The sequence below is a fragment of the Streptomyces hiroshimensis genome, from assembly GCF_014650335.1.
Lineage (GTDB): Bacteria > Actinomycetota > Actinomycetes > Streptomycetales > Streptomycetaceae > Streptomyces > Streptomyces hiroshimensis.
The window spans coordinates 413,064-433,980 of sequence record NZ_BMUT01000001.1 but is presented as its reverse complement, the minus strand read 5'-3'; the positions used below and the strand labels follow the sequence as shown (position 1 = coordinate 433,980).

16 protein-coding genes are annotated in these 20,917 nt (G+C 73.1%); 5 read left to right on the top strand and 11 right to left on the bottom strand.

Annotated features, from left to right (window positions below; all coding sequences use genetic code 11):
* From IE241_RS01660 to IE241_RS01625, 8 genes are all read right to left on the bottom strand, one after another.
* Window positions 1–2,118, bottom strand: a complete 2,118-nt coding sequence (locus IE241_RS01660) for an NHLP family bacteriocin export ABC transporter peptidase/permease/ATPase subunit (protein WP_308433626.1) — start codon at window positions 2,116–2,118, stop codon at window positions 1–3.
* A 101-nt stretch (window positions 2,119–2,219) separates the two neighbouring features.
* Window positions 2,220–3,026 carry an HlyD family efflux transporter periplasmic adaptor subunit gene (locus IE241_RS01655; protein ID WP_190019739.1) on the bottom strand — a complete coding sequence of 269 codons (807 nt, stop codon included), beginning with the start codon at window positions 3,024–3,026 and terminating at the stop codon, window positions 2,220–2,222.
* 141 nt (window positions 3,027–3,167) lie between these two features.
* On the bottom strand, window positions 3,168–3,386 hold the full coding sequence (locus IE241_RS01650; RefSeq protein WP_190019738.1) for a hypothetical protein: 219 nt from the start codon (window positions 3,384–3,386) through the stop codon (window positions 3,168–3,170).
* 397 nt (window positions 3,387–3,783) lie between these two features.
* Window positions 3,784–5,040: a cytochrome P450 family protein gene (locus tag IE241_RS01645; RefSeq protein ID WP_190019737.1), complete on the bottom strand. Its 1,257-nt coding sequence runs from the start codon at window positions 5,038–5,040 to the stop codon at window positions 3,784–3,786.
* Between the two features lie 121 nt (window positions 5,041–5,161).
* Complete coding sequence (locus IE241_RS01640; RefSeq protein WP_190019736.1) at window positions 5,162–6,346, bottom strand: MFS transporter; 1,185 nt, start codon at window positions 6,344–6,346, stop codon at window positions 5,162–5,164.
* Window positions 6,347–6,462: 116 nt separating this feature from the next.
* Complete coding sequence (locus tag IE241_RS01635; RefSeq protein ID WP_190019735.1) at window positions 6,463–8,034, bottom strand: GMC family oxidoreductase; 1,572 nt, start codon at window positions 8,032–8,034, stop codon at window positions 6,463–6,465.
* Between the two features lie 35 nt (window positions 8,035–8,069).
* Entirely contained in the window at window positions 8,070–9,542 is a 1,473-nt protein-coding gene (locus IE241_RS01630; RefSeq protein WP_190019734.1) for a flavin monoamine oxidase family protein, read from the bottom strand.
* A 243-nt stretch (window positions 9,543–9,785) separates the two neighbouring features.
* Window positions 9,786–10,616 (bottom strand): AfsR/SARP family transcriptional regulator, encoded by an 831-nt coding sequence (locus IE241_RS01625; RefSeq protein ID WP_190019733.1) that lies wholly within the window; start codon window positions 10,614–10,616, stop codon window positions 9,786–9,788.
* A 254-nt stretch (window positions 10,617–10,870) separates the two neighbouring features.
* On the opposite strand from IE241_RS01625, the gene IE241_RS01620 reads away from it, so the two are divergent.
* Window positions 10,871–11,374, top strand: coding sequence for a flavin reductase family protein (locus IE241_RS01620; RefSeq protein ID WP_190019732.1), 504 nt, complete (start codon window positions 10,871–10,873; stop codon window positions 11,372–11,374).
* 93 nt (window positions 11,375–11,467) lie between these two features.
* On the opposite strand, the gene IE241_RS01615 is transcribed toward IE241_RS01620, so the two are convergent.
* Window positions 11,468–12,697, bottom strand: coding sequence for an IS701 family transposase (locus IE241_RS01615; protein WP_190019731.1), 1,230 nt, complete (start codon window positions 12,695–12,697; stop codon window positions 11,468–11,470).
* 338 nt (window positions 12,698–13,035) lie between these two features.
* Between IE241_RS01615 and IE241_RS01610 the strand changes: the two genes are divergently transcribed.
* The 4 genes from IE241_RS01610 (at window position 13,036) to IE241_RS01595 (ending at window position 19,062) form a co-directional block, all read left to right on the top strand.
* Entirely contained in the window at window positions 13,036–15,444 is a 2,409-nt protein-coding gene (locus IE241_RS01610) for an ATP-binding protein (RefSeq protein ID WP_190019730.1), read from the top strand.
* A 254-nt stretch (window positions 15,445–15,698) separates the two neighbouring features.
* Window positions 15,699–16,586: an NAD(P)-dependent oxidoreductase gene (locus IE241_RS01605; protein ID WP_190019729.1), complete on the top strand. Its 888-nt coding sequence runs from the start codon at window positions 15,699–15,701 to the stop codon at window positions 16,584–16,586.
* Window positions 16,587–16,922: 336 nt separating this feature from the next.
* The gene (locus IE241_RS01600; protein WP_229898673.1) at window positions 16,923–18,485 is read left to right on the top strand and encodes an aspartate aminotransferase family protein; all 1,563 of its coding nucleotides are present in this window, start codon (window positions 16,923–16,925) and stop codon (window positions 18,483–18,485) included.
* Between the two features lie 166 nt (window positions 18,486–18,651).
* Window positions 18,652–19,062, top strand: a complete 411-nt coding sequence (locus IE241_RS01595) for a YybH family protein (RefSeq protein WP_190019728.1) — start codon at window positions 18,652–18,654, stop codon at window positions 19,060–19,062.
* 163 nt (window positions 19,063–19,225) lie between these two features.
* Here IE241_RS01595 and IE241_RS01590 read toward each other — a convergent pair whose 3' ends face one another.
* Together IE241_RS01590 and IE241_RS01585 are read right to left on the bottom strand one after the other, a co-directional pair.
* Window positions 19,226–20,404, bottom strand: coding sequence for an acyl-CoA dehydrogenase family protein (locus IE241_RS01590; protein ID WP_190019727.1), 1,179 nt, complete (start codon window positions 20,402–20,404; stop codon window positions 19,226–19,228).
* A 53-nt stretch (window positions 20,405–20,457) separates the two neighbouring features.
* Entirely contained in the window at window positions 20,458–20,889 is a 432-nt protein-coding gene (locus IE241_RS01585; RefSeq protein WP_190019726.1) for a YybH family protein, read from the bottom strand.
* Between the last annotated feature and the right edge of the window lie 28 nt (window positions 20,890–20,917).

Below are 20,917 nucleotides of genomic sequence, written 5' to 3'. Positions count from 1 at the left end.
TCAGGTCTCCTTGACCAGTTCCGCGTACGGACCGCGCGCGGCCGCCAGGTACTCGTGCCGCCCGCGTTCCACGACCGTGCCCCGGTCGAGTACGACGATCTCGTCGCTGTCGCGCACGGTGCTCAGCCGGTGGGCGATGACGACGCAGGCGCAGCCGCGGCGCCGCAGGTTGTCCATGACGGTCTGCTCGGTCACCGCGTCCAGGGCGCTGGTCACCTCGTCCAGGACCATGACGCTGGGGCGGCGCACCAGCGCCCGGGCGATCTCCAGGCGCTGGCGCTGGCCGCCGGAGAAGTTGCGGCCGTCCTGCTCGACGCGGCTGTGGATGCCGCCGGGGCGCCGCGCGACCACGTCGTAGACGGCGGCGTCCTGCAGGGCGGCGATGACGGCCTCGTCCGGGACGGAGGGGTCCCACAGGGCGACGTTGTCGCGCACGGTGCCCTCGAAGAGGAAGACGTCCTGGTCGACGAAGGAGACGGAGGCGGCCAGCGCGCCGCGCGGGATGTCCGCAAGCGGCATCCCGTCGATACGGATGGCGCCCTCCCAGGGGGCGTAGAGGCCGGATATCAGCCGGGAGACGGTGGACTTGCCGCTGCCGGAGCCGCCGACGAGGGCGATCTGCTGCCCGGGGCCGACCGAGAGCGAGAAGTCCTTCAGCAGCGGGGCGTCGAGGGGGCTGTAGCCGAAGGTGACGTTCTCCAGCTCCACGTGGCCCTTGAGGCGGCGGGTGCCGGCGGGTGCCTCGCGCCGCGCGTAGACGGGGTCGGCGGGGAAGTTCTCGACGTCCTTGAGGCGGGCGACGTCGGCCGCGAAGTCCTGGATCCGCCCCGCGACGCCGTTGAGGCGGGTGACCGGCGCGGTGAAGCCGGTGACCAGCGCCTGGAAGGCGACGAGCAGGCCGACGGAGAGGTGCCCCTCCACCGCGCGCAGGCCGCCGGTCATCAGGATCAGCGCGCTGTTGAGCGCGGCCAGCACGGGCGCGACGACCGCGAGCCAGGCGCTGGGCACGCCGAGCCGCTGCTGCACGTCGAGGGTGATCGCGTGCTGGCCGGCCCAGCGGCGGAAGAAGCCGTTCTCGCCGCCGGTGGCCTTCATCGTCTCGATGAGGGTCAGGCCGCTGTAGGAGGTGTTGGTCAGCCGGGCGCTCTCCGCGCGCAGCTTCTGCGTCCCGGTGGCCCGCACGCGGACCACGATCCGCATGGCCACGACGTTGAGCAGCGCCATCAGCACGCCGACGGCGGTGAGCTGGGGGTCGTACGTCCACAGCAGCACCGCGTAGAGGACCACGACCACCGCGTCCACGCCGGCCGCGGCCAGGTCGCGCGCCAGGGTCTCGGCGACCGCGTCGTTGGACTGCAGGCGCTGGACGAGGTCGGCCGGGTTGCGCTGGGAGTAGAAGGTGACCGGGAGGCGGAGCAGGTGCCGCAGGAAGCGGGCGCTGCCCAGGGTGGAGGCGATGATGCGCCCGCGCAGCAGGTTGGCCTGCTGCAGCGCGGTGAGCGTCGCGGTGAGCACCAGGGCGGTCGCCATCGAGGCGAAGAGCACGCCCAGCAGGGACGTCCGGCCGCCGATCAGGAACGTGTCGATGTACGTCCGGCTGAGGGCGGGCACGGTCGCGCCGGTGATCACCAGCAGGAGGCTGGAGATCACGGCGGCGAGCAGGGTGCCGGAGGTGCCGCGCAGGCGGGCGGGCAGGGCGCGGGCGACGCCCGGCTTGCGGCCGGTGCGGCGGAAGCCGTCGCCGGGTTCGAAGGTGAGCACGACGCCGGTGAAGCTGGTGTCGAACTCGTCCATGGGGACGAACCGCCGGCCCTTGGCGGGGTCGTTGACGTACACGCCCCGGCGGCCGAAGCGGCGGCCCGTGCCGTCGTAGACGACGTAGTGGTTGAACTCCCAGAAGAGGACGGCCGGGGCGCGCACCCCGGCGAGCGCGCCGAGGTCCATCTGCATGCCCTTGGCCTGCAGCCCGTAACTGCGGGCGGCCTTGAGGAGGTTGCTGGCGCGGGAGCCGTCGCGGGAGACGCCGCAGGCGATGCGCAGCTCTTCCAGGGGGACGAAGCGGCCGTAGTGGCCGAGCACCATGGCGAGGGCGGCGGCGCCGCACTCCACGGCCTCCATCTGCAGGACGGTGGGGGTGCGGACGGCGCGGGGCGTACGGCCCCGGGGGGCGGGCGCGGGCCTGCGGCGCGCGGCGCGGCGCCCGGTGGTCTGCGGCGCGCTCACGGCAGCAGCCAGTCGACGGGGCGCTGCGCGGAGAGGCGGACGGCTCCGGTGACGGGCGTCGTGGAGCCGACGGGGTACGGGGGGCCGTCCGCGGAGGACCACCGGTAGCCGGACTCGGTGGCCGGGGAGCGCTCCAGCTGGACGAGGACGGCGACGGGGCTGCCCTGGCGGGAGAACTGTGCGGCGAGCTTGCTGTCGCCGAGGAAGCCGGTGAGCTGGGCCTGCGTCTGGGGTGCGCGGCCGACGGCCTTGACGCGGCCGCGCAGCACGCCGAACCGCTGCTGGGGCACGGTCTGGACGCTCAGGTCGACCGGGGCGCCCACGGGGATCGTCCCGCCGCTTCCGCCGGGCACGTACAGCATGGCCACCAGCGGGTCGTCGGGGTGCGTCACGCGTTCGACGGTCGCCACGTCCGCGCCGGTCGTCACGACCGAGCCGGCCTTGGCGACCAGGGTCGTCACCCGACCGCCGGCCACCGCACGTACGATACGGTCGCCGCGATCCGTGCTGATCTTGAGCAGGGGTGCGCCCGGGGGCAGCAGCCGGCCCTCCTCGGCGAGGACGTCCGTGACCTGTCCCGCGAAGGGGCTCTGCAGCAGGTAACTGCCCTCGGCATGGGTGAGGATGCCGGGTGCGCTCAATTTCGAGGACACCGTCCCGGTGCATGCCCAGAATATTCCGACGGCTATGGCGATAACCGTTACGGACAGGACAAGGCGGCCTTGCGGGCGCGCAAAGCGAACGGGCAGATCGAGTTCTTCGGGCGATTGCAGCTTCGAAAGCGCCTTTTGGCGGAACTGCACGAACTATTCCTTCGACTGCATTCGTGACACGGGTGCCGAACGGTACGGATAAACCCTGCGGGGGCCGGGCGGCGGGCAGCCGTGAACCCCGGAACACACGGGGGTTCCGGGGTTCGCGGCATGCCTGGCGAGAGCGGTCGCTCAGAGGCCGGCGACACCGACGCGGACGCCGGCGATGCCCTCGACCTGGCCGACGACGCCGGGGACGGCCTGGACCGTCTGCAGGCCGGTCACGGTGCCCAGCACGTTGTGGACGTCGCCGGTCACGGCGCCGAGGAGGCCACCGGAGACGTGGACACCGCCGGAGACGGCGTCCAGCTCGGCGTCGGCGATCTCACGGGTCTCGAGGTTGTCACGCATGATGTGCGCACCCTTCGTTCGAATGAATTTAACCAACATGAACCACGGCGGTCCGGCCGAAATCGGCCACCGTTCCCAGAACCGCTGCGGTGCGCAGATATAAGCATGCGAACGGGTGGCGCAGCCAACCGCATTGACGCCCCGGCGCCCTTTCCGGCGAGGGGCTTTCAGATTCCTTCGCCGGATCATCACAACTTCTTCACAAGATCGAGTAACAGATATGCGGGCTTCACGATCCGCGCGGAACATAAACGGACACACGCCCATCAAGCGCGTCGGGCATAACCGGCATATCCAGGGGCGGCACAAGGGGGCTACCCGCGGTACCCGCAGGATGTGGAGATTTACTGGAACGACGTCCGGTGACGGGAGCGCCACACAGGGTGCGGGTGCGGTGCTACGCGCCGGGCGCGGCGTCCAGGACGACGGGCAGCTCGCGGTGGCCGTTGGAGATGAAGGACTCCAGGGGCGGGAGCTGGGCGGCCGGGTCGGCCAGGGCCAGGTCCGGGAAGCGCGCGAACAGGGCGGAGAGGGCGATCTCGGCCTCCAGCCTGGCCAGCGGCGCCCCGAGGCAGTGGTGGACGCCGTGGCCGAAGGCGAGGTGGTCCCGGCGGGTGGGACGGGTGATGTCGAAGAGATCGGCGCTGTCACCGTGGTGGGCCGGGTCGCGCCCCGCGGCCCCGAAGCCGATGATCATCGCGTCGCCCCGGGGGATGGTCACGTCGTCCAGGACGATGTCCTCCACCGCGTAGCGCATGGGGAGGTTGGCGAGCGGAGCCTCCAGGCGCAGCGTCTCCTCGATGACGTCGCTCCAGGTGGCCGCGCCCTCGCCGGTGCGTACCGCCTCCAGCTGGGCGGGGTGGCGCAGCAGCGCGTGGACGGCGTGGTCGAGGAGGTTGACGGTGGTCTCGTGGCCGGCGGTGAACATCAGCAGGATGGTGTCGACGAGCTCGCGCTCGGTCAGCCCGGCGCCGTCGTCCTCGTCGCGCACGGCGATGAGGGAGCTGATGAGGTCGTCCTCGGGGGTCACGCGCTTGACGGCGACGAGCTCGTGCAGCAGCGCGTAGAGGGCCTCCTCGTTGGCCCTGGCCTGCTCGGCCGAGGCCTGGGTGTCGAAGATGCCGTGCACCAGCTGCAGGAAGCGCTCGCGCATGCCGTGGGGGATGCCGAGGAGTTCGGAGATGACCTGGGTGGGCAGCGGGTAGGCGAACTCCTCGCGGAGGTCGACGGTGCGGCCGGGGGCGCCCGCGGCGATGGTGTCGAGCAGTCCGGCCGTGATGGCCTCGATGCGCGGGCGCAGGGCGGCGGTGCGGCGGGCGGTGAACGCCTTGGCGACCAGCTTGCGCAGCCGGGTGTGCTCGGCCCCGTACGCGGTGATCATGCTCTGGTCCGCGACCCAGATGGCCAGCGGCCAGCTGCGGGCGAGCTCGCCCTCGCCGTTCTCCCAGGCGGGCCAGTGCCGGTAGGTGTCCTTGGACACCCGCGGGTCGGTCAGCAGCCGCTTGACCAGCTCGTAGTCGGTGACCACCCACACCGTGACGCCGTCGGGGAGTTCGACCCGGGTCGCGGGCCCGCGCTTGCGGAGCAGGTCGGCCTCCGCGTGGATGTCGCGGCCGGAGAGGTCCATGCGGTAAGGGCACGTGCGGTCGTTCATGAGCTGGGCTCCAAGGGTGCGCATCGTTGTCCGGGACGGCCAGCCGAACGTACCCGCCGCGCCGCGCCCGGGGCCCAGCGGAAAGTAATCCCCCGCTCATCGCAGGCCCCGGGGCGCGGGGTTACCGCACCGCCCGCACCGGCTCCGCCTCGGCGGCCGCAGCCGGTGCGGGGGTGCGGCGGAGGGTGAGGAGGGTGAGGACGAGGGCCACGGCGACCACGGCCGCCGCGGGCAGGCCCAGTTGCTCGGGCCGCAGGCCGAACCGCTCCTGGGCGAGGCCGCCGGCGGCGCCGCCCAGGGCCACCCCCACGTAGATGGAGGAGGAGTTGAGGCCGAGCAGGACGGGGGCGGCGGCAGGGGCATGGGCGATCAGCCGGTGCTGCTGGGGGACGACGGGGATGCCGACGCACACGCCCCACGCCACGGCCCAGACCAGGGCCGTCGCGAGGCTGCGGGTGGCCAGCGGCGTGACCGCCAGGACGGGGACGGCGGCGCCCAGGCATGCGGCCAGGATCCTGCCGGGGGCGTGGCGGTCGACGAGCCGGCCGGCCAGGAGGTTGCCGGAGAGGGTGCCGATCCCCCAGGCCAGCAGGACGAGGGTGACGAGGGGGCCGGATCCGCCGGTGGCGCGGTCGAGGGCGGGGACCACGTAGGTGTAGAGGACGTAGGTGCCGAGGAAGAAGAGCACGGAGACGGCCAGGAGGCCGAGGACCAGCCCTTCCCGCAGCGGGCGGAAGCGGTCGCGCAGCGTCGTGGCCGGGAGGGTGACCTTGGGCAGGCCGACGGCGATCCCGGCGGCCGCCACCAGTCCGAGGGCGGCCACGGCCCAGAGGGTGAGGTGCCAGTCGCCGTGGCCGACGAGGGTGCCCAGGGGCAGGCCGAGGGCGGTGGCGAGCGTCAGCCCGCCGAGGACGAAGGCCAGGGCGCGGCCCCGGCGTTCGGGCGGCGCGATGGCGGCGGCGGTGCCGGAGGCGGCCGAGGTGATGATGCCGGCGCCGGCGGCGGTCACGACGCGGGCCGCCATGACGGCCTCGTACGTGGTGCCGAGGGCGGTGGCGGCGTTGCCCACGACGAAGACGGCCAGAGCCAGCAGCAGGGCGGTGCGCCGGTCCAGGGCGCTGGTCGCGGCGCCCAGGACCGGGGCGGCGACGGCGAACACCAGGGCGAAGACGGTGACGAGCTGCCCTGCGGCGGCGACGGAGACCTGCAGGTCGGAGGCGATGGACGGGAGCAGTCCGGCGATGACGTAGCCGTCGGTGCCGACGGCGAACGTCGCGAGGGCCAGGGGGAGGAGTCGTCTGAACACGACTGCCCTTTCTGTTCTTGCGAAACCAGCGGAGCGGTAAGGCAGTTGGATCCCCCGTAAAACAGTTAGACGCCCGTCAAACTAACAAACAGTTTGACGGGCGTCCATCAATTACGTCAGTTCCGGCCGGCCGGCCGGATCAGCTCGGCGGCCCGCTCGCCGATCATGACGGCGTGCGCATGGGTGTGGCCGCGGGGAACCCGCGGGATGACGGAGGCGTCCGCCACCCGCAGACCCTCCACCCCGTGCACCCGCAGCCACGGGTCGACGACCGCCTGCTCGTCGCCCGCCCGGCCCATGCGGCAGGTGCCGACGGGGTGGAAGAGCGTCGAGGCCCGCTCGCGGACGAGCCTCTCCAGGGCGTCGTCGCCGACGGGGCCCGGCCAGGGGGCGGCGGGCCCGTCCACCAGCCCGCGCAGCGCCTCGGCGGCGAACAGCCGCTCGGCGAAGCGCACTCCGGCCGCGAGGGTGCGCACATCGGACTCCGCGCCCAGGTAGCCGGGGTCGATCAGCGGCGCGGCCGACGGATCGGCTCCCGCCAGGGTGATGCCGCCGCGGCTGTCCGGCTGGAGCAGCACCACCGCGATCGTCAGGCCCTGCCCGCCGACGGCCTCGCTGTCGGCCACCGGGGCCCAGATGAGCTCCAGGTCGGGCGCACCCGTGCCGCCGTCCGCGCGGAGGAAGGCCACCGCCTCGGCGATGTTGGAGGAGAGCGGGCCGCGCCGCTCGCGCTCGTAGAGCTCCCGGTTGGCGGGAGTGTCGGGGTCGGCGAGCGGGACCGCGACCGTCGCGCGCATCATCACGTCCACGGCGACGTGGTCCTGGAGGTTGCGGCCGACGCCGGGCAGCTGGACGCGCGGCTCCACGCCGGCGGCCCGCAGCTGCGGGCCGTCGCCGATGCCGGAGAGCATCAGCAGCTGCGCCGAGCCGACGGTGCCCGCGCTGAGGACGACCTCGCGGCGCGCGGTCAGGGTCCGCCCGGCGAGCTCGACGCCGGTGGCCCGGCCGTCCTCCAGGAGCACCCGGTGGACTTGCTCCCCGGTGATGACCTCAAGGTTGCCGCGGTCCATGGCCGGCCGCAGATAGCCGTCGGCCGCGCTCCAGCGGGCGCCGTTGCGCTCGTTGAGCGGGGTGAGCGCACAGCCGGAGTGCTCCGGCCCGCCCGGCCCTCCGGTCATCTCCTTCAGCCCGGCCTCGCCGCAGGCCTGCAGGAAGCGGGCCGTGGTGGGATCGGGGCTGCGCGGCGGCGAGATCCACAGCGGGCCCTCCGTGCCGTACACGGCGCCGGGGCCGCCGGTCCAGTGCTCGGCCCCGCGCAGGAAGGGCCGGACCGCGTCCCACGACCAGAGGTCTCCGGCGGCGCGGGCCCACGGCTCGTAGTCCTCTGCGTGCCCGGGCACCCACATCAGGAAGTTGACCGACGACGAGCCGCCCAGGGTCCGGCCGCGCGGCCAGTACACCTCGCGGCCGCCCAGGCCGGCCTGGGGCACGGTGCTGTAGCCCCAGTCGTACCCGGTGCCGAAGAGGTGCGCGGCGGCCGCCGGGATCCGGACGGCGCGGTCGGTGTCCGCCCCGCCGGCCTCGACGAGGGCGACCCTCACCTCCGGGTCCTCGGACAGCCGGGCGGCGAGCACACAGCCCGCCGAACCGGCGCCCACGATCACGTAGTCGAATGCTGTACCGCTCATGGCCCGCTCCTCGCCGCCCGTGATCCTCCCGCCGGTCAGACGGACTTGACGGCCTGCTGGGCGGCGCGCAGCCCGGACTCGATCGCGCCGTCGATGAAGCCGCCGCTCCAGCCGTTGGCGATGTCGTCGGTGGCGAACGACAGGCGCCCGAAGGGCTGCTGGATGGCCGGGTACTGGGCCAGCAGCTGGCCGGGCTTGCGGAAGCCCCAGCTGCCGCCGGACCACTTGTCGTTGCCCCAGTCCTGGCCCTTGATGTCCAGGACCGTCAGGCTCGGCACGATCTGCCGGATGGCCTGCTGGACCTGGGCGCGGTTGGTGATGTCCAGGTTGGGGTTCTCGCTGAAGCCGATCATCAGCTGCTCGCCGTTGGCGAACTGGGTGCGCGAGTGCAGCGAGGAGATCAGGTTGCCCTCGGGCGTCGAGGCGGAGATCCGGCCGAAGTCGCCGCGGACACGCATCCAGAACTTCTTGCTGCTCATGATGCCGACGCCCTGCGCGGTGGCGGCGGCGTGCACGGCCGGCAGGCCGGGGGTGAAGGCGATCGTCTTCCACATGTTGACCGGGACCGCCACGACGGCCACCGGGGCGGAGAAGGTCTTGCCCGCACGGGTGGTCACCCGCACGCGGCGGCCGTCGTCGGAGATCGCGGCGACGGGCGAGTTCAGGCGCAGGTCGGCGCCCGCGTCCGCGAGGATGGCCTTCAGCAGGCCGGTCATGCCCGTCGCGGGGCGGCGGCCTATGAGGCCGAACCAGCCCTCGGGCTTCGCACCGGACAGCGCCCACCACTGGGCCATGTGCGTGTACGCACCGAGGGAGCTGTTGCCGCCGGAGTACGTGGCGGCCTCGCCGCTGATCCACATCTCGTCCTCGGCGGACAGCTTCAGCTCGTTGATGCGGTCGCGCAGGGAGATCCGGTCGAGGGGCGTGACCAGGTCCTTGCGGTAGAGCGGCTCGTAGGGGCGCTCGAAGACCTGCTCGGCCCCGGCGAACAGCTTGCTGAGGAGCGCTCCCTGGCGGGCGCCGGCCTCGGCCGGGGTGAAGTTGCGGTAGCCGGTGAGCGTCGGGCCGATCGAGACCTCCGCGGAGGGGTCGTTCACGGTCCCGATGTTGTAGCGCTTGAGCTCCTTCTCGACCAGGGCGTGCCGCTCGGACACCCAGGCGCCGCCGAGCTCGATCTGCTCGCCGGCGAAGGTGTCGGTCCAGACCCGGCCGCCCAGGCGGTCGCGGGCCTCCAGGATCAGCGGGCGCAGCCCCTGGGCGCGCAGTTCACGGGCGGCGGTGACACCGGCGTAGCCGGCACCGATGACGATGGCGTCGAACGAGCCGCCCTCCTCCGTCGACCCGGCGGACGAGGCCGCGAAGGCGGAGTTCCCGCCGGCCGTGGCCGCGCCGAAGGCCAGCGCGGCGAAGCCCGCGGTCTTGAGCATCGACCGACGCGTCACCGCGGCCCGGCCGGCACCGGCTTCGGGGGCGGCCTCGGTGGCGGACTGGGGCTTCTCAGCAGTCATGGTGTGTCCCTCGGGGTCTGTCGTCGAAAGCGGCGCCGGACGGGCGCCGGCGGACCGGAACGAACGCCGCTGCACCATAACCAGGCACCCGCCACGCACTGCCCACTGGCCGGTAATGACCGGTTCACTGAAGGGGTTTGAGATGCGGACACGCCCGCCTGCTGCGGAGATCTCCGCAGCAGGCGGATCCGCGGGGGAAGCGCCCCGTCCGGATCCGGCCAGCCCGGCGGACCGGTCGCAGGGTCACCCGGTCCACAGCGGGACCGGCCGGTTCAGCGGCCGGGGGCCGGTGGGGGCGAGGGCCGGCCGCAGCACGGCCGGGTGGGGGCTGAGGATCTCCCGCTGCAGCTGCTGGATCTCCGGCGAGGGCTCGACGCCCAGCTCGTCGTCCAGGATCTTGTGCAGGCTGCGGTAGGCCTGCAGCGCCTCGGCCCGGCGCCCGGAGGCGTGCAGCGCGGAGATGAGCCGGCCGTGGAACCACTCGTGCAGGGGGAACTCGGCGACCAGCGCCCGCAGATGGGCGATGGTGTCGCGCTGCCGGCCCAGCACGGTGTCGGCCTCGATGCGCAGCTCCAGCGCGCGGATGTGCAGTTCTTCGAGGCGGGCGATGCGCCCGGCGAGGATGTCGCCCGCCGGGATGTCGGACAGGGCGGGACCGCGCCACAGCGCGAGGGCGCGGTCCAGGTGCTCCAGGGCCCGCTCGGGGCGGTCGGCCCGCAGGTCCTCCTGGCCCGCCGCCACCAGGCGCTCGAAGATCTTGCTGTCGACCTCGTCGTCCTCGACGTCGATGAGGTAGCCGGGTGAGCGCCGCACGAGCAGCTCCCGGCCGGCCGGGGCGACGCCCTGCTCCGAGAACATCCGGCGTGCGTGGTAGACGTACGTCTGCAGCGTGGTCAGGGCCGTGCGCGGCGGAGCCTTGCCCCACAGCTCCTGGATGAGCGCGTCCACGGGGGCGACGTCACGGGGTCGGGTGAGCAGGAAGGCCAGCGTCTGGCAGACCTTGGGGGTGCTCGGCATGCACCGTCTGCCGTCGTCGGTGACGATCTCGAACGGGCCGATGAGATTGAACCGCACTTGCACGCTCCTGGTGTACGCACGGAGGAAGTTGCTTGCGCCGTGCATCTGTGGTGGGTGGTCAGACCGTAGACAGAAGCGGACCCTTTACCCCAAGAACGTCTTTCAGGAGTGTCAGACTACTGACCGGTCACTCTGTTTTACGGCTCGGGCTGCTGTCAGGCAGCCCGTCGGGCGCTCCTTCCACGGCCTCCTGCAGCACTCCTCCACCGCGTCACGACGAACCTTCTAAAGGCGCCGTGCACTCTTGGGGGGTGCTGACAGAGACGATCTCTCCCGACCTCTTCCGTGCCACGCTCTCCCGCTGGGTCAGCGGCGTCACGGTGGTGACCACCACCGACGCCCAGGGACAGAGCCACGGCTTCACCGCCAGCGCCTTCTCCTCCGTATCCCTCGACCCGGCCCTGGTCCTGGTGTGCCTGGACAACAGGGCCAACTGCTTCGAGGCCTTCGACAATTCCGAGGGCTTCGTCGTCCACCTGCTGCGCCGGGGCCAGGAGGAGCTCGCGGGCCGCTTCGCCAGCAAGGGGGCGGACAAGTTCGCCGGCACGCAGCCGGAGTGGTCGCCGAGCGGGCTGCCGCTGCTGCCGGGCGCGCTCGCCCGCCTGGAGTGCCGCACCGAACGCCGGATACCCGGCGGCGACCACCTGATCCTCCTCGGCGAGGTGCACCACGCCGAGGAGGGCGAGGGCGAGCCGCTGGTCTACTACCGCCGCGGCTTCCACGGGCTCGACGGCGGTGCGCAGAGCCTGACGTGACCTGGCCTGACGTGACCTGACGTGACCTGACCTGGCTTGACCCGGCCTGACGTGACCCGACCTGGCCTGACCCGACCTGACCGCGGACCGCCGCTAGGCCACGCCGAGCAGCAGCGGGCGCGCGGCGGGTCCCTGCCCCGGTGCGGAGGCCGCCACGGCCAGGTGCGCCACCGAGGCGAGGGTGATGTGCCGGTGCCAGCCCTGGAAGGAGCGCCCGGCGAAGTCCAGCATCCCCACCCGCTCGGAGACTTCGGTGACGTCGCGGGCGACGGTGTCGGTGAGCCGGGTCAACCGCAGCAGGTACGCCGGCGGCAGGCCGGCGGCCGCCTCCGTCAGCCAGAACCGCACCGGCCGCCGGTCGGGCGCCGCCCACTCGGCCAGCAGCAGCGCCTGCAGGACCGGTGCGCCGCCGGCACCGGAGCCGCCCGCGGAGACCCGCACGGGCACCGCAGCCATCATGCCCGTCGTCCTGCCGCCCCGCGGATCCTGCCACTCCGCCCGGCGCCAGAGCCGCTTCACGGACTCGACGATCCGCCAGGCGGGCAGCTCCTGAAGGCTGCACCCCGGCAGGGCCGCGCCGTTCACGCTCAGGACCGTCTCGCGGCAGATGCGCATGACCAGGGGCACGTCCGTCCCTTCGCGCATGCGGACCAGCTCGCGGGGGTCGAGGCCGGGCGCGTCCAGGACCACGGGGAGGCCGGGCGGCCCCCACGGCCCGGGAGTGCGCATCACGAGGTCACGGGCGTACTCCCCCACCGTGACGGCCCCGGCCTCCGCCGGGATGTTCGCGCGGGCGCGGCGCGCCGGGTCGTCCAGCCAGGGCCCGGACAGCACCAGGCTCCAGTCGACGGGCACGCCCGCCTGCTCGGAGACCAGCCACGCGCCCAGCGCCTGCTGGGCGTTGACGGCCCTGCCCAGCTGCGGCAGGAAGTGCCGCACGACGCCGACGGCGTGCGCCCCCGACTTGGGGATGAGCGTGGCCCTGACCACCCACGCCTGCGGTTTCACCAGCTGCTCCGCGTACCGCACCAGGGACTGCCGGACCGGCCCCCACCCCCAGGAGGAGCCGCTGATGAAGTGGTGCACGCTCTGCTGTGCCGACTCCCCGCCCAGCTGGGCCGCGATGTTGCGCAAGGTCTTGCGTCCCTCGGCCGCGAGCAGGCCCTGGACGTACTGTTCGGCCTTCAGCCGCTGGTCACTTCTCAGCAGTGACATGAACAGGTACGGGCTGAGCTGCCGGAGTAAGCCGGCCGGCCCGTCCGTCCCGCTCTCCGTCCCCCCGGAGCCGGCCGTGCCCGGCCGGCCGGATGCGCGCTGTCCCATCGGACCACCTCCGCATGTGCCGCCGGGCCCCCACAGCCCGGCATGTCACGACAATACAGACCGGCCGTCCCGTTTCTTCAGTCACGGATTACTGCCACGCGCGTCCGGGCGGCCCGCGCCGGGGAGATGCGGCACACGGCGGCTCTCCGGGCTCGCCGCGGGCGTCTCCTCAAGCCGGTCTTCCATCCGGTCTTCCATCCGGCTTCCACAAATTCCCGACAGTGCCGTGCCACATTGACCCTTGCCGCCCGGAATGCACACCAGGGGGCTGTGCTCCCGCGAGGGGCCGGCGGCACGGGGTGAGGAGAGTTCATTTGCACGTCATTGCGGGGGGAACGATGCAGTTTCGGATGCTGGGCCCGCTGGAGGCCGTATCCGGACACCGGACGGTCGCCCTGGGCGGGACCAAACAGCGCGCGACCCTGGGCTTCCTGCTGTTGCACGCCAACCGGGTGGTGGCCACCAGCCGGTTGCTGGACGCCCTGTGGGAGGGGGACGACGCACCCGCCTCGGCACGGAAGATCCTGCAGAACGCCGTGTGGGGGCTGCGGGGCGCCCTGTTCCCGGACGGCGACGAGACGGGGCGGGCGGCCCTGCTGACCCAGGCCCCCGGCTATGTGATGCGGGTGGACCCGGACGACGTGGACCTCTACCTGTTCCACCGGCGCGTGGGGGAAGGGCGGGCGAAGCTGGCGGCGGGCTCGCCGCAGGAGGCGGCCGTCCTCCTGCGCGAGGCCCTCGCGCTGTGGCGGGGCCCGGTGCTGGCGGACCTCATGGAGGCCGGGTTCGCCTGGCCGGAGGTGACCGCCGTGCAGAACGCCCGGCTGGACGCCATGGAGGACTACTGCGAGGCGGAGCTGGCCTGCGGCCGCCACCACGCGGTCCTCGGCGAACTGGAGACGCTGGTCGAGGCCGAGCCCCTGCGCGAACGCAGCTGCGGACAGCTGATGCTCGCGCTCTACCGCTGCGGGCGGCAGGCCGACGCTCTGAGCGTGTACGGGCGGGTGCGGACGGCGCTGGTCGAGGAGCTCGGCCTCGAACCCGGCCGCGACCTGCAGGAGTTGCAGCAGGCGATCCTCACGCACGACCGGACGCTGGCCCTGCCCGGCGTCCCCGCGGGCGCCGCCTTCCCGGAGCGCACCGCCTTCCCGGACGGCGGGCCCGGCGGCCGGCGCGCACGGGAGGTCTTCACGGTGGTGCCCCCGCCGCCCGCCGAGACGCCCCACACCGAGACGCCCCACACCGAGGCGTCCTGCACCGAAGCATCGCGCGCCGAGGCGCCGCCCGCGTCCACGCCTGCCCCGGACGCCCCTGCGGGGCGCGGTGCCCCGGTGAGCGAGCGCCGGAACATCAGCGTGCTGCTGCTGCGGACCGTCGTCGGCGCGGGCCCCGCGGGCCCGGGCGCCCCGGACGCCGACACGGCGCTGGAGGACGCCGCCGCGACCGTCCGCCGGAAGGTCGAGTCGTTCGGCGGCACGCTGAGCGCCTCGATCGGCTCGGTCTCGCTCGCCCTGTTCGGCGTCGGGCGGGCGGACGAGGACGGCGCGGAGCGGGCCGTACGCGCGGCGCTGGCCGTCCGCGACTGCTTCCACGACCCGGCCCGGGCGCCCGGCGCGCACGGCCCGGCGGTCATGGCGGCGGTCAGCACGGGCCAGGCGCGCGTACGGGTCCGGCCCGGGGACCCCGCCGGAGCCCCGTCGGTGACGGGCACGCTCCTGGACGCCTGTGAGGCGCTGCTGGCCCAGGTCCCGGCGGGCACCGTGCGGGTCTGCGACGAGACCCTGCGGGCGACCCGGTCGGCGATCGCCTACCGGGGGCCGGACGGGGTGGCCGCGGGCCGCCACGCGAGCGGCGCCCTGGGGGAGTTCGCCCCCCACCACCGCGGCCCGGTCGTCGACCGCGAGTACGAGCTGGAGGTGCTGGGCGGCCTGCTGGAACGGGCGCGGCACCGGGCCGTGCCGCACCTGGTCACCGTGCTGGGCGAGGCGGGCAGCGGCAAGTCCCGGCTGGTGATGGAGTTCGGGCACCGCGCAGCCGGGTTCCCGGAGGCCGTGCGCTTCCTCTCCGCGCCCGCGCTGCCCGCCGGCGAGGACGGGCCGCTTTCCGTACACGCCCGGATCCTCGCCGCCTGCTGCGGGATCCTGCCGGAGGACACCGCCCGCACGGCCGCCGCCAAGCTGGCGGCCACGATCGAGGACGTGGTGGGCCCCGGGGAGCGGGCGCAGTGGCTGCGCTCCTGCCTGACCCCGCTGGCCGTACCCGCCCCGGCCGCCCCCGGCGGACCCGCGGACGGAACCCCGGACGGGATGCCGGACGCGGTGCGGGCGTGGCGGCGGCTGATGGCCGAAGTCGCCCGCGCACAGCCGCTGGTGGTGGCCGTGGACGACATGCACCGCGCCGACGACCGGCTGCTCGACGTCGTCGAGGATCTGGCCGAGTCCGCGGGACCGGTGCCCCTGCTCGTGATCGCCGCCGCCCGGCCGGAGCTGCTGGTGCGCCGGCCGGGGTGGGGCGGCGGCCGGCGCCATGCCACCACGATCACCCTGAGCCCCGTCCCCGACACGGCCATGGGACGCCTGGCCGCCCTTCCCGTCCCTCCCGCGCGCCCTGCGCCCGCCCCGCACGGGGTGCACGGCGCCCGGCCGGAGCCGGTACGCTCCGCACGCCCGCGCACCCGGACCGCCAAGGCGGGGCTGATCCCCCTGCAGCGGAACACCGCGGGGCCGGCGGCCATAACTTCGAGGTAAGCACTTACTTCGAGGTGCGTACTTGATCGCCCGGCGGTCCGCGGACGATGCTCGTGGGGAACGCGCACGCGCCGCCGTCGGGCGTCGGGCCGCAACCCCCGTGCGGCACCCGGCCCCGCTCCCCTGCCTCCGGCGCTGTTCCCCACCCCGTCGAGAGCCACCCTTCAAGAGCCACCCTTGCCCGCCCGCTGCCCCGCCCCCGGGGGCGGGCGCACCAAAAGACCGACGAACGAGACGAACGAACGGAAATCACGATGACCAACACCCCTGCCGGCGCCCCCGTCACCGTCATCGGTCTGGGCCCCATGGGCCAGGCCCTGGCCGGCGCCTTCCTGAAGGCGGGTCACCCGACGACCGTCTGGAACCGCTCCGCCGACAAGGCCGCCGCGCTGGTCGAGCAGGGCGCGGTCCTCGCCCCCACGGCCGCCGAGGCGATCGCCGCCAGCCCCCTGGTCGTCGTCTGCGTCATCGACTACGGGGTCGTCCACACGATCCTCGGCCCGGAGACCGCCGCCCTCAAGGGCCGGACGCTGGTCAACCTCACCGCCGACTCCCCCGAGAAGGCCCGCGAGAGCGCCGAGTGGGCGGCCGGGAACGGCTTCGACTACCTCGACGGCGCGATCATGACCCCGACCGTGACCATCGGCGGCCCCGGCGCCGTCGTGCTCTACAGCGGCCCGGAGTCCGTCCACCAGGCCCACCAGCCGACGCTGGCCGCCCTGGGCGGCACGGGCGCCTACCTCGGCGCCGACCACGGCCGGGCCGCGGCCCACGACGTGGCCCTGCTGGACATCTTCTGGACGGCCGTCGCGGGCATCGCCCACGCCTTCGCGCTCGCCAAGGCGGAGAACATCGCGGCCAAGGACCTGGAGCCGTTCGCCCAGGGCATCATCGGCCTGCTGCCCGGCCTGACCACCAACCACGCGGAGCAGGTCGACGCGGGCGACTACCCCGGCCACATCTCCAGCATCACCTCGGCCGCGGCCGGCATGGAGCACATCATCCACGCCTCCGAGGACCGCGGGATCGACGCCGGCGTCCTCAAGGCCGCCAAGGCGACCGCCCTGCGGGCCATCGAGGAGGGCCACGGCGCGGACGGGTTCGCCCGCCTCACCGAGGTGCTCGGCCGCCCCTCGGCGTGACGACGGCGTACGGGCCGGGCCTCCGGCGCGTACGCGAAGTCCGGGGCCGGAACGTCGCTCCGCCCGCCGGTGCATCCCCCGCTGCCGGCAGGCGACCCCCGTACAAGCGGCGTTCCGGCCCCTTTGCCGTCCCCTCTTGCGGTTTCGTTCTGCTCCCCTCTTTACGCCGGTAGCACGACCCGGTCATCCGCCGGTCATCGCCGCCCATGACCGGGCGTTTGGCCTTGCCCCGCAAGGCCGTTGGTAGGGTCTGGCCGCATATCGAGGCTGCCGGGGCGCATTCGCCCTTTCACCGGGCGGCAGCGTTCCCGTACGACCGCTCAGCAAGGGGACGACATGAACGACGCCATGAATTCCGCATCACTCGGCGGACCCGAACTCGCAGAGCCCCATCTCGGCAGTGTCCTCTCCGCCGCCGGGCTCGACGCCGAATACGTGCGCGCCGAGGGAAACACCCTCTACCTCCGTGACGAGGACGGGCAGGAGATCCCCGTCCTCGATTTCGTCGGTGGTTTCGGATCCCTGATCCTCGGCCACAACCACCCGGAGATCATCCGGTACGCGAAGGAACTCCTGGACGGGCAGACGCCGGTCCACGCCCAGTTCTCGCGGCACCCGTACGCCAACCGGGCCGCGGCCGTGCTCGACCGGATCGTCCGGCGCGAGACCGGGACGGACGAGCCGTTCTACGCCGTCTTCGCCAACACGGGCGCCGAGGCGGTCGAAGCGGCCGTCAAGCACGCGGAGTTCGACCGGTTCCGCAAGGTGTCGGCGCTCGGCGAGGAGATCGACGCGCACATCGAGGCCGCGCGCGCCGCGGTCCGCGCCGGCGAGGCGGCCGTGGCGGACGGCGCGGCGGACATCGAGGACCTGATCGCCGAGGTGGTGCGTCACAACGCCGGGCAGCTGTCCCGGCCCCCGCTGTTCCTCACCCCCGAGGGGTCCTTCCACGGCAAGCTGGTGGGCAGCGTCCAGCTCACCCACAACCCCGCGTTCCGCGTGCCGTTCAAGGCGCTGGCCGCCCAGGCCCGCTTCATCCCGCTCGACCAGCCGGAGCAGATCGCGAAGGTCGTCGAGGGCGAGCGCGGCGTCCTGCTCGACCTGGTCACCGAGGGCGGCTCCGTCACCGTCGTCGAGCGCGCGTTCCCGGTGTTCTGCGCGTTCGTCCTGGAGCCGGTCCAGGGCGAGGGCGGCATCCACGTCGTCGGCGAGGAGTTCGCGCGCGAGGTCCAGCGGGTGTGCGCGGAGATCGACTGCCCGGTCGTCGTGGACGAGATCCAGAGCGGCATGGGCCGCAGCGGGGCGTTCCTCGCCTCCTCCCTGGTGGGTCTGCGCGGCGACTACTACACCCTGGCCAAGAGCCTGGGCGGCGGCATCGCCAAGACGTCCGTCACCCTCATCCGGGAGAGCCGCTACTGCAAGGACTTCGAGCTGGTCCACAGCTCCACCTTCGCCAAGGACGCCTTCTCGACCCTGATCGCCCTCAAGGTGCTGGAGCTCCTGGAGGCCGGTGACGGGGCCGCCTACCGGACCGTCGCCGAGCGCGGCGAACGCCTGCGTGAGGCCCTGGAGGAGGTCCGGGCCGAGTTCCCCGGCGTGGTCAAGGAGGTGCGCGGCAGGGGGCTGATGCTGGGCGTCGAGTTCCACGACCAGTCGCAGTCGGCCTCGGAGGTCATCGCGGGCGTCTCCCAGGCCGGGTTCCTCGGCTACACGGTCGCCGGTCACGTCCTGCGCGCCCACCGTATCCGGCTCTTCCCGACCGGCAGCGCCGTCAACACCCTCCGCCTGGAGCCCTCGCTGTACCTGACCGACGACGAGATCGGCCGGCTGTGCACCGCCCTGCGCGGGGCGTGCGCCCTCATCCGGGACGCGGACGGCGAGGCGCTCGTGCGGCCGTGACCCGTACCGCCGCCGCGGACCGACTCCCGTGGCCGCCCGGTTACTTGGCAGTGAGCGGGCGGTAGGGGCGGGCTCCTAGCGTGTGGTTGTCCCGCCGTGGCCCGGCACCACAGGGCCCGGCACCACCCCACCAGGACCATGCGAAGAAAGCGGGGGACCTCTCCTCATGACCACCGACACCACCGGCGTCGACCTGTACAACCTCGATCTCACCGACGACCCGGAGACGCAGAACGACGTCTTCCTCCTCGCCTTCAACTCGGGTGAGGGCGCCGTCTTCGACGGGCTCTACCGCGAGGACGCCATCTCCAACCTGTCGGGCGCGCCGCTGACGGGCGCGGAGCGCACCGCGGCCATCACGGAGATCCTCAAGCACAAGCCGGGCCTGGAGGCCACCTACCGGTACGCGCTCGTCGCCGGCGACGTCTCGATGATCGTCGTGGACTACGAGCTGGAGGTGCCGGGCCCGGACGGGACGACCACGCTCCGGCGCGGCACCTGCACCGACGTCATGCGCCGCGGGGCGGACGGGAAGTGGCGCATGACCATCGACAGGCCGGTCGACCACGCGGAGTGACACGGAAGAAGAGGCCGGTCCCCGCACCCTGCAGGGTGCGGGGACCGGCCTCGTTCGTACGTACGCGCCGCGGTGGCGGCCGCGCACGGAAAAGGCCGTACGGCCGGGAGCGGGGCAGGCTCCCGGCCGTACGGCCGGCTCGTGCGGTCGCAGCCGCAGGCGGTTACAGAAGCGGGGTGTCGGCGTCCAGGCCGAGCAGGACCCGGCCCTGCACCTCCAGGTTGGTGCTCAGCAGGAGCAGCGCGTGCAGGGAGAGGCCCTGCGCGTCGCGGTGGAAGCGCTGCAGGGGCACGCTGTTCTGGATGACGCTGGCACCGCTGGCGGAGTAGAGGACCTCGACGGCCTCCTTGGCCAGCTGGATCGCGTAGGCGGCCTGGCCGCGCGCGATCGCCTTCTCCTCGTCCGTCGGCAGCTCGCCGGCGTCCGCCCGCTCCTGCAGGAGCTTCAGCCAGCCGGCCTCCAGCCCCTCCGCCGCGGCGATCTTGTTGGCCGCGGTGGCGACCTGGATCTGGGTCAGCGGGTGCTGCGTCTGGTCGGTCCACGACGTGTAGGTGATGCCGCGGCCCGGGACGCGCTCCAGGAACAGCTCCAGCGCGCCGCGGGCGATGCCGGTGAAGACGGCCGCGCACTCGGCCATGACGAAGCTGAACAGACCGTAGAAGCGGCCGTCGTCGGCCGGCTTCTCCCGCCCGGGCGTGGTGTTGAAGATGGCGTCGCCGAAGCCGACCACGCGGTGGGCGGGGACGAAGACGTCCTTCAGCGTCGTGGTCGAGCTGCCCGTCGCGGAGGCCGCGGAGGTGTCCCAGTCGTCGGCGACGGCGAACTCCGACATCGGCACGACGGCGACGAGGTCCTCGTGGGTGCCGTCCTCCTTCTCCAGGAGGCCCGCGACGATGTTCCAGTCGGCGCCGCGGCAGCCGGTGTTGAACTTCCAGAAGCCGCTGAGGGTGTAGCCGCCCTCGGTGGGCACGAAGGTGCCGGTCGGCGCGAAGCCGCCGGAGACGCGGACCGAGCCGCCCGCGAACACCTCCTCCTGGGCGCGGTCGGAGAAGAGGGTGGAGACGAACGCGTTGGAGACCCACACCATCGACACCCAGCCGGTGGAGCTGCAGCCGCGGGAGATCTCGGTCAGGACCTTGGCCTGGTCGGCCAGGGAGAGACCGAGGCCGCCGAAGCGGGCCGGCGTCGCCATGCGGAACACACCGGCCTTGTCGAGGAGGTCGATGTTCTCCTGCGCGAGCCACCGCTGCTCCTCGGCGGCCCGGCCGTTCGCGCGCAGCGTCGGGACGATGGCCGTGACGGCGTCGAGGACGGCCGTGACACCGGATTCGGTCTGGGGCATGCAAAATCTCCCTGCTGATCTCGTACGAGGGTTACTTGTCTCGCGTACGGGGGTTACTTGACGTTGCGAGGGTCGCCGTAGGGGTCGTCTACGGCATAGCGCCACTCGCCGTCCTCGTTGCGGGTCAGGACGTCGGCGCCGATGCCGGAGATGGTCTCGCGCCCGCCGTCCTCCCCGTCGTGCTCGATGGACCAGTCCACGATCAGCAGCGCGGTGTCGCCGGTGACGTAGGACTCGCGGATCTTCGTCGTGATCTGCGGGTTGAGGGTGAGGAATTCGGCGAGGCCGTCCTTGCGGGCCTGGCCGGTCAGCTGCTTGCCCGGCTCCCAGTGGGAGATGGCGTCCTCGGTGTAGAGCCGGTTGATCGCATCGGCGTCACCCGCATTGAACGTACGGGTGTAGAGCTCCAGATGCTCGGCGACCCCGCCCGCGTGCTCGACCTCGGCGCCGTCGCCGGAAACGACGCTTCCCACAGTTCTGCCCATGACGGAAACTCCCCCGCTTTTCCTGGTG

Coding starts and splice junctions, on each gene's coding strand:
- IE241_RS01660 (WP_308433626.1), bottom strand. CDS start 2,118: ATGGAGGCCGTGGAGTGCGGCGCCGCCGCCCTCGCCATGGTGCTCGGC.
- IE241_RS01650 (WP_190019738.1), bottom strand. CDS start 3,386: ATGCGTGACAACCTCGAGACCCGTGAGATCGCCGACGCCGAGCTGGAC.
- IE241_RS01645 (WP_190019737.1), bottom strand. CDS start 5,040: ATGAACGACCGCACGTGCCCTTACCGCATGGACCTCTCCGGCCGCGAC.
- IE241_RS01635 (WP_190019735.1), bottom strand. CDS start 8,034: ATGAGCGGTACAGCATTCGACTACGTGATCGTGGGCGCCGGTTCGGCG.
- IE241_RS01630 (WP_190019734.1), bottom strand. CDS start 9,542: ATGACTGCTGAGAAGCCCCAGTCCGCCACCGAGGCCGCCCCCGAAGCC.
- IE241_RS01615 (WP_190019731.1), bottom strand. CDS start 12,697: ATGGGACAGCGCGCATCCGGCCGGCCGGGCACGGCCGGCTCCGGGGGG.
- IE241_RS01610 (WP_190019730.1), top strand. CDS start 13,036: ATGCAGTTTCGGATGCTGGGCCCGCTGGAGGCCGTATCCGGACACCGG.
- IE241_RS01605 (WP_190019729.1), top strand. CDS start 15,699: ATGACCAACACCCCTGCCGGCGCCCCCGTCACCGTCATCGGTCTGGGC.
- IE241_RS01600 (WP_229898673.1), top strand. CDS start 16,923: ATGAACGACGCCATGAATTCCGCATCACTCGGCGGACCCGAACTCGCA.
- IE241_RS01595 (WP_190019728.1), top strand. CDS start 18,652: ATGACCACCGACACCACCGGCGTCGACCTGTACAACCTCGATCTCACC.
- IE241_RS01590 (WP_190019727.1), bottom strand. CDS start 20,404: ATGCCCCAGACCGAATCCGGTGTCACGGCCGTCCTCGACGCCGTCACG.
- IE241_RS01585 (WP_190019726.1), bottom strand. CDS start 20,889: ATGGGCAGAACTGTGGGAAGCGTCGTTTCCGGCGACGGCGCCGAGGTC.